1 pseudogene is annotated in these 726 nt (G+C 66.8%); it reads left to right on the top strand.

Going from position 1 to position 726, the window contains the following annotated elements:
• Positions 1-726 (top strand): annotated as a pseudogene (locus XalbCFBP2523_RS15830) (hypothetical protein); the annotation flags it as partial.

Genomic DNA, 726 nt, shown 5'->3' with positions numbered 1-726 from the left:
GCGATCGGCCACAGCGCCGCATCGTTCGCGCCTTACAGCGTGTCGTTGGGGGGCTATGCCCTTGCCAGCGGCAACGGCAGCATGGCGCTGGGCGAGAATTCCAGCGCCTGGAACGACAACAGCATCGCGCTCGGCGCGCGTGCGGATACCTCGACGTTCCGGGTCAACGGGACGGCGCTTGGTGCCGATAGTGGGGCGTATGGCATCGATGCCACTGCGATTGGTGACGGCGCGCGGGTCGGCACGTGGCTGGATGATGCGCGCAACCACGCGCCGAAAAGTGCGGTCGCGCTGGGGGCGCATTCTTACGCCAGTCGCGACAACAGCGTGTCGATCGGTGATGTTGGTAACGGTCTTACCCGGCAGATCACCAGCGTGGCTGCCGGCACCGAGGCGACCGATGCGGTGAATGTGGATCAACTCGATGCGGTCCGGCAAGTCGCCGAGGGCACGGCGCGTCTGTTTGCCGGTGATGGCGATGGCACTGCGCTGGCACAGGGCACGCAGGCGACCGCCGCCGGTGCCGATGCGTTGGCCACCGGTGACTATGCCACCGCGATGGGATCTGCCAGTTCTGCTATTGGGAGCGGTGCTTCTGCGCTGGGTAGCAGCGCCGTTGCCAACGGTGCCAACGCCAGTGCGGTCGGCAGCAATGCCACGGCCGTCGGCGCCTCGGCCACGGCGATTGGCGGCATCGCCACGGTGTACGAATACGACGATCTAGGC

The sequence above is a fragment of the Xanthomonas albilineans genome (assembly GCF_002939705.1).
Taxonomy (GTDB): domain Bacteria; phylum Pseudomonadota; class Gammaproteobacteria; order Xanthomonadales; family Xanthomonadaceae; genus Xanthomonas_A; species Xanthomonas_A albilineans.
This window is presented reverse-complemented; position numbering and strand designations above follow the sequence as displayed.